The sequence below is a fragment of the Glaciibacter superstes DSM 21135 genome (assembly GCF_000421145.1).
Lineage (GTDB): Bacteria > Actinomycetota > Actinomycetes > Actinomycetales > Microbacteriaceae > Cryobacterium > Cryobacterium superstes.
This window is the reverse complement of record NZ_ATWH01000004.1, coordinates 16,398-31,125: the sequence shown is the minus strand read 5'-3', so window position 1 is coordinate 31,125 and position 14,728 is coordinate 16,398. Positions and strand designations below refer to the sequence as shown.

16 protein-coding genes are annotated in these 14,728 nt (G+C 59.7%); 11 read left to right on the top strand and 5 right to left on the bottom strand.

Translation table 11 applies throughout. The features are described 5' to 3' along the window. The first annotated feature begins 101 nt into the window (after positions 1 to 101). From K323_RS0106175 to K323_RS24540, 11 genes are all read left to right on the top strand, one after another. Positions 102 to 1,298 (top strand): CaiB/BaiF CoA transferase family protein, encoded by a 1,197-nt coding sequence (locus tag K323_RS0106175; RefSeq protein ID WP_022884416.1) that lies wholly within the window; start codon positions 102 to 104, stop codon positions 1,296 to 1,298. Positions 1,299 to 1,544: 246 nt separating this feature from the next. Further along, on the top strand, positions 1,545 to 2,705 hold the full coding sequence (locus tag K323_RS0106170) for an ABC transporter substrate-binding protein (protein ID WP_022884415.1): 1,161 nt from the start codon (positions 1,545 to 1,547) through the stop codon (positions 2,703 to 2,705). A gap of 32 nt (positions 2,706 to 2,737) precedes the next feature. After that, positions 2,738 to 3,634: a branched-chain amino acid ABC transporter permease gene (locus K323_RS0106165; RefSeq protein WP_022884414.1), complete on the top strand. Its 897-nt coding sequence runs from the start codon at positions 2,738 to 2,740 to the stop codon at positions 3,632 to 3,634. Further along, positions 3,631 to 4,566: a branched-chain amino acid ABC transporter permease gene (locus tag K323_RS24545; protein WP_022884413.1), complete on the top strand. Its 936-nt coding sequence runs from the start codon at positions 3,631 to 3,633 to the stop codon at positions 4,564 to 4,566. The genes K323_RS0106165 and K323_RS24545 overlap by 4 nt, the downstream gene beginning before the upstream one ends. Further along, positions 4,526 to 5,311 (top strand): ATP-binding cassette domain-containing protein, encoded by a 786-nt coding sequence (locus K323_RS0106155; RefSeq protein ID WP_026851312.1) that lies wholly within the window; start codon positions 4,526 to 4,528, stop codon positions 5,309 to 5,311. The genes K323_RS24545 and K323_RS0106155 overlap by 41 nt, the downstream gene beginning before the upstream one ends. Further along, positions 5,289 to 6,002 (top strand): ABC transporter ATP-binding protein, encoded by a 714-nt coding sequence (locus tag K323_RS0106150; RefSeq protein ID WP_022884411.1) that lies wholly within the window; start codon positions 5,289 to 5,291, stop codon positions 6,000 to 6,002. The genes K323_RS0106155 and K323_RS0106150 overlap by 23 nt, the downstream gene beginning before the upstream one ends. Further along, a complete protein-coding gene (locus tag K323_RS0106145; protein WP_022884410.1) occupies positions 5,999 to 6,496 on the top strand; it encodes a MaoC/PaaZ C-terminal domain-containing protein in 498 nt (165 codons plus the stop codon). The genes K323_RS0106150 and K323_RS0106145 overlap by 4 nt, the downstream gene beginning before the upstream one ends. A gap of 1 nt (position 6,497) precedes the next feature. Continuing rightward, complete coding sequence (locus tag K323_RS0106140; RefSeq protein ID WP_022884409.1) at positions 6,498 to 6,950, top strand: MaoC family dehydratase; 453 nt, start codon at positions 6,498 to 6,500, stop codon at positions 6,948 to 6,950. Positions 6,951 to 6,994: 44 nt separating this feature from the next. Continuing rightward, positions 6,995 to 7,738, top strand: a complete 744-nt coding sequence (gene fabG, locus K323_RS0106135) for a 3-oxoacyl-ACP reductase FabG (protein WP_022884408.1) — start codon at positions 6,995 to 6,997, stop codon at positions 7,736 to 7,738. A gap of 53 nt (positions 7,739 to 7,791) precedes the next feature. Then, entirely contained in the window at positions 7,792 to 8,604 is an 813-nt protein-coding gene (locus tag K323_RS0106130) for a citryl-CoA lyase (protein WP_026851309.1), read from the top strand. A 48-nt stretch (positions 8,605 to 8,652) separates the two neighbouring features. Beyond that, on the top strand, positions 8,653 to 9,732 hold the full coding sequence (locus tag K323_RS24540; RefSeq protein ID WP_157509365.1) for an MBL fold metallo-hydrolase: 1,080 nt from the start codon (positions 8,653 to 8,655) through the stop codon (positions 9,730 to 9,732). Positions 9,733 to 9,982: 250 nt separating this feature from the next. Here K323_RS24540 and K323_RS24535 read toward each other — a convergent pair whose 3' ends face one another. From K323_RS24535 to K323_RS24525, 5 genes are all read right to left on the bottom strand, one after another. Then, positions 9,983 to 10,678, bottom strand: coding sequence for a GntR family transcriptional regulator (locus K323_RS24535; RefSeq protein ID WP_022884405.1), 696 nt, complete (start codon positions 10,676 to 10,678; stop codon positions 9,983 to 9,985). Between the two features lie 86 nt (positions 10,679 to 10,764). Continuing rightward, positions 10,765 to 12,135 (bottom strand): MmgE/PrpD family protein, encoded by a 1,371-nt coding sequence (locus K323_RS28790; protein WP_022884404.1) that lies wholly within the window; start codon positions 12,133 to 12,135, stop codon positions 10,765 to 10,767. Beyond that, complete coding sequence (locus K323_RS0106110; RefSeq protein WP_022884403.1) at positions 12,132 to 13,274, bottom strand: CaiB/BaiF CoA transferase family protein; 1,143 nt, start codon at positions 13,272 to 13,274, stop codon at positions 12,132 to 12,134. Before K323_RS0106110 ends, K323_RS28790 begins: the two co-directional genes overlap by 4 nt. Next, the gene (locus K323_RS0106105; protein WP_022884402.1) at positions 13,274 to 14,164 is read right to left on the bottom strand and encodes an HpcH/HpaI aldolase/citrate lyase family protein; all 891 of its coding nucleotides are present in this window, start codon (positions 14,162 to 14,164) and stop codon (positions 13,274 to 13,276) included. The genes K323_RS0106110 and K323_RS0106105 overlap by 1 nt, the downstream gene beginning before the upstream one ends. Further along, positions 14,161 to 14,697, bottom strand: a complete 537-nt coding sequence (locus K323_RS24525) for a MaoC family dehydratase (RefSeq protein ID WP_022884401.1) — start codon at positions 14,695 to 14,697, stop codon at positions 14,161 to 14,163. The genes K323_RS0106105 and K323_RS24525 overlap by 4 nt, the downstream gene beginning before the upstream one ends. Between the last annotated feature and the right edge of the window lie 31 nt (positions 14,698 to 14,728).

The window sequence follows — 14,728 nt, the reverse complement described above, 5'->3', positions numbered from 1 at the left end:
GCAATCAAGCCAATAGCGGCAAGTCCGGTTAATTGGTTCGCCAGACCACTTGCCTTATGAATTCAGAGGTGCAGTCGATTGCATGCAATATGGAGGTAGTGATGAACGCTGGGCCACTTGAAGGCGTGCGAGTCGTTGAAGCCGGTTCGTTGATAGCCGGCCCTTATTGTGGCCAGCTGCTTGGAGACCTCGGCGCCGAGGTCATCAAGATCGAGCTCCCCGGCGTCGGTGATGCATTTCGGACCTGGGGTAAGCATACGGAAGACGGCGCTGGTGTCTGGTGGGCCCTGCTGGGACGGAACAAGAAGTCGGTCACTCTCAATCTGAGGTCTGCCGCAGGCCAAGCCGTCTTTCGCGACCTCGTTGGCACCGCAGATGTGCTGATCGAAAACTTTCGTCCGGGCACGCTTGCCCGGTGGGGTTCGGATCCCGATGATCTGACGCAAGCCAATCCCCGACTCATAGTCGCGCAAGTCAGCGGCTTCGGCCAGACCGGACCCTATGCCCAGCGAGCTGGATACGCGTCCATCGGTGAGGCTATGGGCGGACTGCGCAACATCACTGGTCACCCCAACCTGCCCTCCAGTCGAACGGGGCTCTCACTCGGAGATTCGCTCGCAGGGATCTACAGCACGATCGGAGTGCTCGCCGCTCTTCACGAGAGAACGGCATCTGGCGTCGGCCAACGTATCGACACCTCGATTTACGAGTCGGTTCTGTCGCTTACTGAATCGCTATTACCGGACTACCACGTGTTCGGGCATCAGCGGGAGAGAAGTGGTGCCGTTCTTCCCGGCATAGCCCCGTCGAACGCTTATCCCACGCGTGACGGGTATTCGATCATCATCGCCGCCAACCAGGACACCGTATTCAAACGCCTTTCTGCAGCGATGGGCATGCCAGGTTTGGCGAACAATGAGATGTTTCGCACCCATCTGGGCCGCGGCGACAACATGGACGCCTTGGACAGGCTCATTGCTGATTGGTCAAGCGCCATCGATGCCGACACGCTGCTCGCACTGCTCCACGAATCGGGAGTCCCCGCCGGCAAGATCAACCGCGCTTCCGATATCCTCCTTGACCCCCAGGTGCAGGCGCGTCAGTCGGTAGCCTGGGTCGAAGACAGCGTCATCGGCACGGTTCCGATGCCGAACGTCATGCCACAGCTATCGCGTACGCCGGGAAGAATCAGGTCAACAGGCCCGAGCCTCGGCGCTCACACTCGCGAGGTCTTGCAAACGATCCTCAACTACGACGACGAGAAGGTGGCATCGCTCGAGGCCGCGGGCGATATATGAAGCCCGACGCGAACAGACATTTTTTCTCAGATTCGTATGCAATCCATGAACATGAGAATGCTCGAACGGGTTGCTTGCAGCGAAAACTATATTGGTCTAGAGTTCCCAAGACACGTATTGTATGCAATCAGTCTCATCCAAGTGCTCGAGCTCACTGCCAATCACGGTGAAATGCCTGCGCACGTTGACAAACGGGGACACCGTCGTTCCGGTGGCCCACTGACTTCCCAATGGAGGGAAAGTAACATGATCGCAAAACGCGCACTCCTCGCTGGCGCCGCCATGGCCGTCGTCGTCGGCCTTTTCGGCTGTGCCAGTTCGGACGTCGGCCCCGCTTCAACCGGCGATGCTCCGGAGTCCGTGCTCATGGGCGGCCTGTTTGCCATGAGCGGCCCCGCTGCTGCCTATGGAGACTGGTTCTCGAAGGCGTCCTCGCTCGCCGTAAAGCACATCAACGAGGCGGGTGGCCTCAACGGCAAGACGAAGATCAATTTCAAGATCGAAGACACTCAGCAGCGACCGGATCCCGCGGTGCAGGCGCTGCAGCGCCTGATCGGCGAGGATGTGAGATTCGTCATGAGCAGTTCCTCCATACAGACTCTGGCACTGCTCCCGATCGCGAACCAGCGCGAAATCCCGATGATCAACGGCGGCGCTCAGAGCGACCTCCTGAACGACGCTAGTCCATTCTTGTTCAACACAATTCCGTTGCTGAACAAGGAGAGCGAAGTGCTTGCCCAGTACCTGCACGACGAATCGGGCTTCACGAAGGCCGCGGTCATTCACACCAGCGATGACGGTGGCGTTTCGGCATATGAGAACTTCAAGAGGAGCTATGAAAAGGCCGGCGGAGAAATCGTGGCTGTCGAGGGCGCGGAGTACCAGGGGACAGACTACCGATCGCAGCTCACCAAGCTCAAGAGTTCGGGCGCGGATGTCCTGATGATCGGCGCTTATGGACTCGATGCCAACAACATCATCAGCCAGGTGCGCGAAATCGGGTGGGACGTACCACTGGCGAACACCTCGTGGGTGGCGATCGCCGATGTCCTCGCAAATCCCGCCGCCGAAGGGCTGATCCACACGGTCATTCCATTCAATCCGTCGGATGAATTCATCAAGCAGTACACCGACGAATTCGGCGTCGCTCCCGACAACGGCTTTATCGGCAACTACTACGACGGCGTGATGGTCTTCGCGGAGGCCTATGAAAAGGCCAGCAATGGCGGCACCGTGGACCCGGACGGCAAAGCGATAGCAGATGCCATTCGTGAGATCAAGACGTTCGATTCCGTTTATGGATCAGAGCTCGTCTTTGACGAAAGTGGTTCAGTAAGCCGCCCGATCAGCATCGCGGAAATCCGCGGTGGTCAGACGATAGTTACTCACGAAAACTATGGCAGTTAGTCCCTGTTTCTGATTCCTCGAAAGGGACGCTTATGACACTCTTCGTGCAATTGGTGCTCAACGGGCTTGTGGCCGGTTCGCTGTACGCGTTGATGGCTGCTGGGCTTGCGCTGATCCTGGGCGCAACCATGCATTTCCACATCGCGCATGCAGCAGTCTTCGCGAGCGCCGGATACCTGACCTATATCTGTACCGCATTCCTCGGGCTTCATCCGGCGTTGTCAGCTCTGCTGGCCATCGCGGTCGCCGTTCTCATGGGCATGGGAATTGTCAGATTCCTGTATGTTCCGCTCACCCGTCGGGGTGGTGCGGGGTTCATTCTGTTCCTGGTTTCACTCGGAGTGCTAGTCGTCCTGGATAACATCTTCACCATCGGGCTTGGTGCACGTCCGGCCAAGCCCGGTCTCGGGGAATGGTTCGGCCATGTGCAGCAACTAGGCCCGTGGAGCCTTACCTGGGGTCAGCTGCTGATCATCCTGCTCTCGTTCGGTCTAGTCGCAGGCCTGATCGTCTGCCTAGAGAAGACTCAGGCGGGCAAGCTGGTCAAGGCGTATTCAGGCAACCCAGAGTTCTTCCAGCTGTTCGGACGTAAACCGATGACCGTGCTGTTACTGGTGTATGCGGTCGGATCATTCTTCGGAGCGATCGCGGGCGTCTATGTCGCGGCTGACACCGGGATGCTTCCCGGGCTCGGCGAACAGTTCTTCATCATCGCCATCATGGTGGTCTTCATCGGAGGTATCGGCAGCGTGCGGGGAGCCTTCCTGGCCGCAATGCTGCTCGGCGTCCTACAGCACGTCCTTCTCCTCTGGATGGGTTCGGAGTGGACGCTGGCCGCCGTGTTCATCGCGTTCCTCGCGTTGATCACGATCAGCCCGCAAGGTCTGCACAAACTGTCACTCCCGACACGGAGGAGGAGGCTCGCATGAGCTTGGTCATTTCATCACTCACGCTGATCGCGATTTTCGGGATCTTGTCCGTGTCTCTCGGTCTGCTCACCGGGCACCTCGGGATCTTTTCCATGGCTCACGCTGCACTTTTCGGCATCGGTGCATACACGTCTGCCTTCTTGACCGTGAAGTTGCAGTGGGATGTGCTGCCAGCCCTGGTCGTCGCAGTTCTGGTTGCGGGGCTCGCCGGCGCGATCATGGCCATACCTTCGCTGCGTGTGACCGGTGACTACTTCCTGGTGGCGTCCTTCGCCCTCCAGGTCGTCGCGTCGAGTGTCTTCCAGAACTGGAGAAGCGTGACCGGTGGCACGGACGGAATCCCCGGTATCCTACGGCCGAGCGTCGGCCCCCTTGAGTTCTTCACCGAAGGTGCCTTCCTCGTGCTCTGCCTCATCGCAGTCGTTGTGGTCACCGCGTTCACCTGGTTCATTGTGCATTCTCCATTCGGTCGTATGTTGCACGTGATTCGCGACGACGAAATGGTGGCCGCGACGATGGGCAAGCCGATTGCTTCGACCAAGGTGCTCGTCACCGTCGTCTCGGGCGGCTTCGCGGGAGCGGCCGGTGTGCTCTACGGGCAGTACCTGATGTACATCAGCCCAGGGTCGTTCGAAGTCAGTACCTCGGTGACGATCGTAACCATGATCGTCGTCGGCGGTATGACTTCCGTTCCCGGCACCCTGTTGGGAGCCGCGATTATCACGCTGATCCCGGAGGCCTTCAAGTTTCTACAACTGCCGTATTCGGTGGCCGGGCCCCTACAACAGGTCTTCTTCGGACTTCTACTGGTCGTACTGATGTTCGTTCGACCCCAGGGGATGTTCGGAGAGCTGTCTCAAGGACAGCGATGGCGCCGAGACCGGACGAACGATGCGACGGAAAGCGTGGAAGTGGGAGAAAATGCTGCTTGAGATCACAGATCTGAATAAACACTTCGGGGGCCTCCACGCTGTGCGAAACGCTACGTTCAGCGTGGAGGAGAATAAGGTCACAGGTCTCGTCGGCCCGAACGGTGCCGGAAAAACTACCGTGTTCAACATGATCACCGGTACCATCCAAGTGGATTCGGGAGCGGTCACCTTCAGAGGCGCCGACATCACGCGCGTTACCGCCCAGGAGCGCGTGAGACACGGCATCGCCCGCACGTTTCAGGACGTGCGTCTGCTTCCCCGGCTCTCGGTCGCTGAAAACGTTGCGGTCGGCGTCCAGAATCAGCCGGGGGAAGGATTCTTCCAGGTTCTCTTCGCCCCAGTGCACGTGCACAGGCGCGAGAAGGAAACCATGGAACACGTGCATGCGTGCCTCGACTTTGTGGGCATCAACCCGAAGGTCCGCAACGAACCGGCGAGCAACCTGTCGTACGGCGAACAGAAGTTGGTTTCCATTGCTCGCCTCCTCGCCACCGACTCCCGCTTATTGCTGCTGGACGAACCGACGTCCGGGTTGGACGAGGCTTCACTTGACCAGTTCCGCGCACTCCTTGCAAAGCTGATCTCCGATGGCCGAACGGTTCTCATGGTGGAGCACAACATGTTGCTGGTTCGGGAACTCTGTGACCAGGCTGTCTTCATGGCCACGGGCGACGTGCTTGCCGTCGATACTCCGGAGAAGCTGATGGAAATGGAGGAACTCCGTGAAGTCTATTTCGGAGCCTAAGACGACCACTGTTCAGCTGGATATCCGGGATATCCACGCGAGGGTGGGCGGCCAACATGTTCTGCAGGGGCTCTCCCTCACTGTTGAGGAGGGAGAGTTCCTCACTGTTCTCGGTCACAACGGAGCCGGCAAGAGCACCCTTCTGCGCACTGTCATGGGCCTGGTCAGGGCGCGAGAGGGCAGTCTTTCCTTCTCGGGCGCCGATATCACGAAGCTCAGTACTCCGCAGGTCGTGAATTCCGGGATCAGCCTTGTTCCCCAACAACGGGGTTACTTCGAAAACCTTTCAGTCGGGGACAACCTCGACCTGGCTGCGACGGACGGCCGAATCGACATCGGAACCATTCACGAGCTCTTTCCCGCCCTGGCCGAGCGGGAGAAACAGCTCGTCGGGACGATGAGTGGTGGTCAGCGCCAGATGGTTGCCCTCTCGATTGCACTGCTGGCCAACCCGAAACTCCTGATGCTTGACGAGCCCTCAGTGGGGCTTCAGCCCAACTTGGTGGAGCGGGTCATGGAAGTCACGGACCAGATCAATCGAGAATATGGGATCACTATCATCATGGTGGAACAGAACATCGAAAAAGCGCTCAGAGTCGCGCATCGCGTCGCTGTGGTGAACCGTGGCAGGATAGCGCTGAACAAGTCGACGGCAGACGTAAATCCTCAGGAAATCTGGGATCTCCTGTGACCGCGATTGATGGCGCCTACGCGCTTCCGCCGGCTGATGGGCTCCATTTCGAAGACCTCACTATCGGTGATGTGTTCAAATCGCAAGGCCGCACCGCCACGGAAGCGGATTTAACGATGTTCTCCATGCTCTCCGGCGATTGGAACCCAATTCATGCCGATGCTGAGTACGCGCGGACGACGAGGTACGGCGAACGACTGGTACATGGAGTATTCGGTCTGGCGATGATCACCGGGATGATGGGACAGGCGGGGTGGTTCAGGGAGTCGGCCATCGCAATGACCGACATCGAAAACTGGAAATTCACGAAGCCGATTCTGGTCGGGGACACCCTGCATTGCCTGATGGAGATCATCTCCGCACGTCGGACCTCTCGGGGGGATGCGGCCGTGGTCGGCCGTCGCTTCACGCTCGTGAACCAGCACGATGAACCGGTACAGGTCGGCGACATAGGCATGTTGCTCAAAGTGCGCTCGGTCAGGCAGGGCTACTAGCGTGCGCGTCATCGAAGGGCTTGACCAGCTCGCGGCCTTGGTCGGACAGGAACTCGGAGTGAGTGATTGGCTTGACATCGATCAAGCAAGGATCGATCTTTTCGCCGATGCCACAGGCGACCACCAGTGGATCCACACCGAGCCAATCCGGGCTGCATCTGGTCCGTATGGGAAGACAATCGCGCACGGCTACCTGACATTGGCACTGCTGCCGCTCCTCAGCGAGCGAGTCTACCGGGTAGACGGCTTGGCAATGGTATTGAACTACGGACTGGATAAAGTCCGATTCTTGGCCCCAGTGCTGGTCGGCTCCCGCGTACGGAATCGGCCCGTTTTGATTTCGATGACCTCAGGTCCTGCTGGAACTCGCGTCATAGTGCAGCATACGGTCGAACTGGAAGGCTCGGACCGGCCAGCCTGCGTGGCCGAACAGATTCGGCTCATGGTGCCATAGGAATAGCGTCGATTCAGTTTTCGATTGAGGAAAGAGGAGAACACATGGGACTGCTTAACGGACGAACCGCCGTGATAACCGGTGGCGCGCAGGGCCTGGGCTACGCGGTCGCGGAAGCCTTTGTCAGAGAGGGTGCAAACGTCGTTCTGGGTGACCTGAACGCGAAAGGGGTCGTAACCGCTGCGGAGAACCTCGGCGTCGGGCCGCGCGCTTACGGCCTGCCCTGCGATGTGACCAAGGAGGACAACGTGGATGAGCTGATTTCCGCAGCTAAAGACCGCTTCGGCTCTGTAGACGTTATGGTCAACAACGCGGGCATCACCCGCGACGCGACAATGCGGAAGATGACCAGTGATGAGTTCGATCAAGTCATCACTGTGCACTTGAAGGGCTGCTGGCTGGGCACCCGCGCAGCCTCCAGGGTTATGCGGGAGCAGGATACCGGTGGTTCGATCATTAACGTTTCCTCTATATCCGGCAAGGTCGGAATGATAGGTCAGACCAACTACAGTGCGGCGAAAGCTGGCATCGTGGGCCTGACGAAGGCCGCAGCCAAGGAAGTCGGTTTCGCTCGTGTTCGTGTGAATGCAATCCAGCCGGGCCTCATTCGCACCCCAATGACCGACGGTATGCGCGAGGACGTGATGGCAGCCAAACTTGCCGAAGTCCCGATGGGCCGCGCCGGCGAGCCGTCTGAGGTCGCGTCGGTGGTGCTTTTCCTAGCCAGCGACATGTCCAGCTACGTGACTGGGACTGTGCTGGAGATCGCTGGCGGACGCCACATTTAACAACCTTGATTTGACGCAACGCTTACTTCCGGCATAGGCCGGGAAAGGAAACCATGATGTCAACAACCGTCAGCAGAACTCCAAAGACGATCCGATCCGCGATGTCCCGCTCAACGCCCAGCACCGTCACTGTCTTTGGCCAGGATCTGGTTGCGATGCTCGGCACCGTCAACTTGGGAGATTTCGCTTACCTCGAACTTTTCAAGCGTCTCCCTGACGAGCGTGAATCAACGCTGTTCAACGCTCTGGTCGTCACCCTCGTGGAACATGGTGTCACTCCCAGCGCGATTGCCGCACGGATGACCTATCTCGGCGCCCCCGAATCGCTGCAGGGAGCTGTCGCTTCGGGCATCCTGGGCCTCGGTAATACCTTCGTTGGCACAATCGAGGGTGCTGCAAAGATTTGCCAGGAACGGCTGCCCCAATCGGGCGCCGACCGGATCAGTGCCGACGAGCGGATGAGCGACGAGCAGATCAACGCCCTGGCAGAGGGAATCGTCGCCGAATATTCCACCGACAAACGCATGATCCCAGGGCTCGGCCACCCAGTCCACAAACCGGTCGATCCTCGCGCGCAGAAATTGCTGCGGCTGGGACGCGAATTGGGGTTTGACGATTCGTCGTCGCGGTTGGTCGAAGCGCTGTCCAGGATTGCATCGGAGCGTTCCGGAAGGGTGCTCCCGGTGAACGCCACTGGCGCGATCGGTGCGCTTGCGTCCACGCTCGGAGTTCCGGCCCATGTGGCCCGCGGGCTCGGGGTCATGGCACGTGCAATCGGTCTTGTGGGACACCTGCTTGAAGAGAAGGCTGATCCGATTGCCACCACGGTCTGGAACCGTATCGAAGCAGAAGTCAGCGAAAGTTGACTCCAGGCGCCCGTGTCCGACGAACGACATCGGAAGGTGGAGGACTCTGTGAGAGACACGTTGATCACCGTCACCGGTAATGTCCAGAAGAACGCTTGGGCTGACAGGGTTCTGCCCCCAGTCGAGTGTGTCCGCGACGGCGTCTGGTCGATTCCGATTCCGTTCCTCGACAACCCGATGCGATACACACTCAGTTATTTGCTGCTCGGCCACGAGGGAGCTGTGCTCGTGGACCCGGGGGCGGACAGCGAAGTCGGCTGGCGCCACCTGGGTGCCGGACTACGACAGGCCGGGCTGGCCGTGACCGACCTAACCGGAATTGTGGCGACGCACTACCACTCCGACCACCTCGGGATGGCGGAACGGCTGAGGGAGACATCGGGAGCATGGCTTGCTCTAGGCGAGCATGAAGTGCGGGACGTATCGTCCGATGACGCCATTGCGATCGCGGCGGACCGCAACCAGTTGGCAGTATGGGGGGTTCGGGGCGGGATGCTGCATAAGCTCACGGTGACCTCCGAAAAGGTTGCCGGCCTTCGCGGCTTGGCGCTCCCGGATCTGAGGCTCGCCGATGGTCAACTGCTTCCGGCGCCCGGGCTGTGCGTGCGCGTTATCGCCACCCCAGGGCATTCGCCTGGGCATGTGTGTCTCATAGATGAGGCCCGCGGTCTGATTTTCAGCGGAGACCACGTGCTCCCTCGCATATCGCCGCATGTCACCTTCGAGACTCCGGGCCCAGCGAACCCTTTGGCGGATTACTTCGCGTCGCTTGAGCGGATCGGATTCGAGGATGACATGGAAGTGTGTCCTGCCCACGAATACCGGTTCACCGGCATGCGGCGCAGGGTGAAGCAACTTGTTGAGCACAACCTTCGCCGGGCGGCCGAAGTGCTTGAGGTCCTGGACGAACGAAGCCCCCGCACCGTTTGGGAGATCGCCCAGCACCTGACGTGGTCACGGGGTTGGGACTCCTTGCAAGCCCTGTCACTTCGCTTGGCACTGTCGGAAACCGCGAGTCACGTGGTGTACCTGCAATCGAGGGGCTACGAGATCAATGTCCCCGTGGGTGCGCGCGCCCCGACGCCTGTGAATGAGCTAGCCGAGGCTGACCGGGGCGACCTCGCGTAGCATCCCGTCGTTGACGACCGCCGTGAGGTACGTGCAGGCCAGATGACGGTGGCGATCAGCGGGTGAGCCCGGATTCAGCAGCAGGAGGTCCGCGGACGGCTCTTCGCGAAAAACCTAACCGCGCCTGAGTTGAATACATTTGACAGGATATGCTTTCGTCAATTGGTTGGACAACGCAAATCACCGTCGGCGCCACTGAACGATGGCTGCCTATTCATCAATTGAAGCGGGCCGATGCTTCGAAGGAGCGTCAGGGGATTTCGGTGCCCCGAGCCGTGCCGACCGCTACCCGAGAATCGAAGTGCTGCACAAGCAGCTCGCCCGCCTTGACGATGTGACCCTGCATCTCGCGGCGCGCGCCCTCAGCGTCGTGTTGACGAATCGCGTCAAGAACGCCGGCGTGATCGTCCGACGTTGCTTTCGGCCAACCCGGGATCTGCGCGTAGAACCGTCGAGGGACGTAGCGCGAAACGAGACCGAGCACCCAACGCAGTTTCTGCGACCCAGCGATCACGTTAATGTGACGGTGGAATTCGTGGTTCTTCTCTTCGAGCATTTCGTGGGCGCCCCGATTCGCGGCGGCTAGAAGTTCGAAATGCAGAGCCTGCAGCTCGGCGATGTCATCATCGGTGGCCCGTTCGGCGGCCCTGGCCGCCAGCTCGCCCGCAATGAGCGATTGGGCCTTATACAGATCGCGGATGTCTTCTCCGACGAGTGGCGCAACCGTGAATCCGCGGCGCGGAATCAAAGTCAGAAATCCTTCGACGCGAAGTGCTTGAAGGGCCTCGCGTACGGGCGTCGACGAAATGTCGAGTGTTTCGGCAATGAGATCGGCTCTCACCGACTCGAACGGCTGCAGCTCCCCGGCCATGATCATGCCACGAATATATGATGCAGCCTCGTCACTCAGTTGGGCGCGGCCACGCCCGCGTTCGCTTGGCGCCAATTTCCACGCTCCTTCTAAACTCTATATACACGCTCCTTCTAAACTCTATATATAGGAACAGCATATATTTCTACCCCGCTCGAACGTTATCCCACCAAGACACGTGTGGAATCGATGATGTCTCTCGATGTCAATGCTTCGGAAGCCGCGAAAACGGTGGCCGCCCATAACGGCGTCACCAGGTCACCCGCTTTATCGAGGATGTCTTCGTGGGTTGCATTGTCATTCGGTGACCCGGCGAATGATTTCGCATATCGTTCGAAAATGGTGCCATCCCCCAAATGAACCTTGACCTCCGCCTGCCACGACCCAGGGAACGCAGCCTCCACTCGCGGACTGGTGTAGCAGCGCACCTTTGCCATTACATCTGCGAGCTGCGACGCCACCTGAACGGCATCGTCGAACTGATCAACGGTCGCTTTGCCTGTCGACAAGGCGAGTGCCGCCCCGAAGGGCATGTTGAATTGGGCGTCCACAGTTGATTGGACGTTGAGCTTCTTCACGGGCGGATCAGAGATCAGCGCCGCCCCGGCGCTGATGACGGCGGCCTCGATGAGAGTCACTGAGTCGAGCGACAGCTCCGGATGCTCATCGTGGATTGCGCGGAGCAAATCGATGTTGCCGTGCATGTACCTGCAGCATGGGTAGAACTTAATGCTGGTCTCTCGCACCCCTGACCCGAACGAAAGCACCAGGTCCCGTTGGCTGGAGTCGCCTTCGCCGTACTGGCGGAGGAATCCATCGCGACCTTCAAGATAGTTGGCAGGCGCCGTGAAGCCCGCCTGAGCCAATCGAGCCGCCCGGATACCCGTCGAAGCCGCGTGCCCTGCATTCAGCCGCTTGGTCCACGACCCGTTGGCGAGAAATTCGAGACTCCCAGCTGCCATGTTCGCAGCGAGCCCGAGAGCGTGGCTTGCGGCCGTTCTATCGAGCCCCATCATGACCGAGATCGCAGCTGCCGCACCGATGACACCACAGATTGCGGTCGGGTGGAAGCCGCGATGGTAGCTCTCTTTGGCGCCGACAAGCACGCCGATGGAACACATTACGTCGTATCCGACTGCTATCGCGCGAACGAACGTTTCCATATCGGTTTCGTGGCTGTCCGCGTATGCGAAGGCAGCTGGGAAGATCGCGACACCGGGGTGCATTGATCCAGCTTCGTGCGTGTCGTCGAGCTCGAGCCCATGCGATGTGATGCCGTTCACGAGCGCGGCATCCTCGATACTCGCCCACCGACCCGTCCCGGCGATGGCACTCGGGCGGGCCGTCGTTTGGCTCGGTTCCGTGTCTACCGCTGTGCGAGCGGCGACTGCGGAGAGACGGTCGATCCCCCCGACGGTCACCGCTAGATAGTCGAGCATGAACAGCCGGATCTGGTCGCTCAACTCGTCATCGACAATGTGCGCGGCGACCACGTGCTCGGCGAGGCGTTCGGCCATCGTTCTGGTGCTCATCGTTCCTCCGGGAACTCTCTCTTGATCGACTCTGTGTGTTCACCGACGCTCGGAACAGCGCGCATCATCGGTTCGTACGTGCTGCTGACAACCGGCGGTCGGAGTGCGCGGACAACTCCCGCGGGTGTTTCAATGTCCGCCCAGCGTGCGCGAGCTTCAAGTTGCGGATGTTGGGAAAAGCCGTGCATGTCGCGCAGTTGGGCGTTCGCTATCCCGGCCGCATCCAATCGCTGCAGCACTTCATGGGTTGACAGGTCGGCGAGGACGGCGTCGATCGCATCGTGAAGCCGGCCCCGATTGCACACACGGGCAGTGTTCCCCGCGAAATCGGGATCTTGGGCGACGTCGCATTTGCCCAATACGACGTCGCAGAACGCGAGCCATTCTCTCTCGTTCTGAATTCCGAAGAATACGACACCGTCGACGGTGTCGAATGGCCCATACGGCGCAATGGTCGCATGCTGTGCTCCCGACCTCGGCTGCTGTCCGTGGTCACGGTAACGTGCATACAGTTCTGGCTGCTCCATCCACTCACCCAACGCCTCGAGCATCGAGATCTCCAGCGCGTCGCCGTTACCCGTGCGCGCTCTGTTGATCAAAGAGGTGAGAATGCCCGTGTAAGCGTACATGCCTGCCGCAATGTCCGCGATGGAGATTCCGACTTTCGCAGCTGATTCTGGCGACCCGGTGACGCTCAGGAGTCCAGCCTCGCACTGGATAAGAAGGTCGTACGCCTTCTTGTGCTCCATGGGGCCGCCCGGGCCATAACCGCTGATGCTGACATGGATGAGTTTGCTGTTCTCGGCTCGAAGATCCGTCTCCCCGAGCCCCAAACGAGAGACCGCGCCTGGGGCGAGGTTCTGCACAAAGACATCCGCTGTGCCGATTATCCGTTTGAGTAAGGCCAGGTCGTCCGGCTGTTTTAGGTCGAGAGCAATACTCTCTTTCCCGCGGTTCAGCCAGACGAAGTAGCTCGACTGGCCATGAACGCTCGCATCATAACCACGAGCGAAGTCTCCTGAACTTCGTTCGACCTTGATGACTCGCGCGCCCAGATCAGCTAGCTGCCGTGTGGCGAAAGGGGCGGCCACTGCCTGTTCGAGTGCCACAACGGTTATTCCATCGAGCGGTTTGTGCATCATCGCATTTCACCGCGCGCTCGGTCGAGGATTCGCTGGGCTTGATCTCGAACTGGTTTGTCGACCAGCGCTCCGGCCACCGCGATCGCGGCGCCCTGCGAGCCCACCACTTCAGTCGCCCACGCAATCTCATCGTCGCTCGGACGGAATCCTGCCCGTACCGCCTCCAGCTGCTTCGGGTGGATACAAAGCTGACCGCCGAAACCGAAGCCGCGAACACGATGCGCCAACTCTTGCACCAAGTCGAGGTTCGAGATCGCAAGCGACGGGGCACCAATCGGCGGTAGCATTCCGAACGTGCGGGAGACCACCGCGAGGTGGGTCCACACATAGTTGAGGTAGTCACCTAACGGGTCTGCCCCGAGGTCGACCGCGAGGTCGATCGCGCCGAGCGCAAAGCGGGTGATGCCAACCACTTCTGCGATCTGCGGCACCCGATGGACGCCGCGTGCACTCTCGATGAGAGGGATGACCTGCACCTCGTCGGGGAATCGTGAACGCACATAGCGCACCGATTCGGCGGATTCGGCTTTCGCTAACACGATCCCACGCAACCCGCTGTCTGCCCGCTGTGACAGCGTCGCAAAAGTTTCGATCTCCTCGGCGAACCATTCAGTGGTGTATCCGTTCAGTCGAACATATGCGTTCAACTTGCCAGCGCCAAGAGCGTTGCTCGCGTTGGCTAATGCGGCGCGCTTAGACGTTTCACCGACAGCGTCTTCCAAGTCGATGATCACGGCGTCAGCACCGGAGTTCCACGCTTTGGTGAAACGTTCTGGCCTATCGCCTGGAACGAAAAGGAACGTCAAATCACTCGTTGCTGCAGCCTCCGTCTCGCTCAACGGTCGCGTGTTTGCTGACTGCGGCATCGGCGTGTGCTGCACGGTCATCCCCTGACCTTCGGAAGGGTTGATTCGTCCGGTCGCGTCGCCGCCAGCTGCGGGTCCTGCCCGCGCCGGTAGACCATGAACGTGCGCTCATATCTGACGACGATGTGGCCCTTCTGGTTGTATCCCTCCGAGGCGACGGTCACGATGCCGACTGCGGGCCGCGACTTTGAATCCCGAAGCGCCAAGACCTTAGACCGTGAATAGATCGTGTCCCCCTCAAAGACGGGATTCGGCAAGCGAACCGTGTCCCACCCTAGGTTGGCGTAGACGTTGAACGAGAGGTCAATCGTCGACTGGCCGGTGACGAGCGCGAGTGTGAACGTCGAGTTTACGAGTGGGAGCTTGTATTCGGTCTGCAGTGCAAAGTTCGAATCGACGTGGGTTTTCGCCATGTTCTGCGTGAGTAGCGTGAACCACTGGTTGTCGGCGCTCGTGATTGTCTTTCCTTGCGGGTGGTAGTAGATGTCCCCAACGGCGAAATCTTCGAAGAAGCGGCCCTCCCATTGTGACGACTGTGTGGCGACTCCCGACATGACACTCCTTTACGGTGTTCGAAGGCAAAAA

Coding starts and splice junctions, on each gene's coding strand:
- K323_RS24525 (WP_022884401.1), bottom strand. CDS start 14,697: ATGTCGGGAGTCGCCACACAGTCGTCACAATGGGAGGGCCGCTTCTTC.
- K323_RS0106165 (WP_022884414.1), top strand. CDS start 2,738: ATGACACTCTTCGTGCAATTGGTGCTCAACGGGCTTGTGGCCGGTTCG.
- K323_RS0106130 (WP_026851309.1), top strand. CDS start 7,792: ATGATGTCAACAACCGTCAGCAGAACTCCAAAGACGATCCGATCCGCG.
- K323_RS0106105 (WP_022884402.1), bottom strand. CDS start 14,164: ATGACCGTGCAGCACACGCCGATGCCGCAGTCAGCAAACACGCGACCG.
- K323_RS0106155 (WP_026851312.1), top strand. CDS start 4,526: ATGCGACGGAAAGCGTGGAAGTGGGAGAAAATGCTGCTTGAGATCACA.
- K323_RS28790 (WP_022884404.1), bottom strand. CDS start 12,135: ATGAGCACCAGAACGATGGCCGAACGCCTCGCCGAGCACGTGGTCGCC.
- K323_RS24545 (WP_022884413.1), top strand. CDS start 3,631: ATGAGCTTGGTCATTTCATCACTCACGCTGATCGCGATTTTCGGGATC.
- K323_RS0106110 (WP_022884403.1), bottom strand. CDS start 13,274: ATGCACAAACCGCTCGATGGAATAACCGTTGTGGCACTCGAACAGGCA.
- K323_RS0106175 (WP_022884416.1), top strand. CDS start 102: ATGAACGCTGGGCCACTTGAAGGCGTGCGAGTCGTTGAAGCCGGTTCG.
- K323_RS0106170 (WP_022884415.1), top strand. CDS start 1,545: ATGATCGCAAAACGCGCACTCCTCGCTGGCGCCGCCATGGCCGTCGTC.
- fabG (WP_022884408.1), top strand. CDS start 6,995: ATGGGACTGCTTAACGGACGAACCGCCGTGATAACCGGTGGCGCGCAG.